We start from the raw sequence: 236 nt of genomic DNA, 5'->3' as shown, positions 1-236 counted from the left end.
TTAAATAATAAAAAAACTCATTTCACCGCTACACTACTTATTCTATCTACTTCCGTATAACTCAAGTCAACCAGTATCAAAGGCAGTTCCATCGTTGAGCGATGGGCTTTCACCTCTGACTTAATTGACCGCCTGCGGACCCTTTAAACCCAATGATTCCGGATAACGCTTGGACCCTCCGTATTACCGCGGCTGCTGGCACGGAGTTAGCCGGTCCTTATTCTTACAGTACCGTC

1 rRNA gene (only partly in view) is annotated in these 236 nt (G+C 45.8%); it reads right to left on the bottom strand.

Annotation, left to right across the window (positions count from 1 at the left end):
- Nucleotides 1-236: ribosomal RNA gene (locus L0U77_RS11505) — 16S ribosomal RNA — on the bottom strand; its annotated part runs 657 nt beyond the window's last position; the annotation flags it as partial.

Origin of the sequence: Tenacibaculum piscium (genome assembly GCF_021390715.1) — a bacterium.
GTDB lineage: Bacteria > Bacteroidota > Bacteroidia > Flavobacteriales > Flavobacteriaceae > Polaribacter > Polaribacter piscius.
The sequence above is the reverse complement of the archived record's forward strand: the minus strand, read 5'-3'. Positions and strand labels throughout refer to the sequence as shown.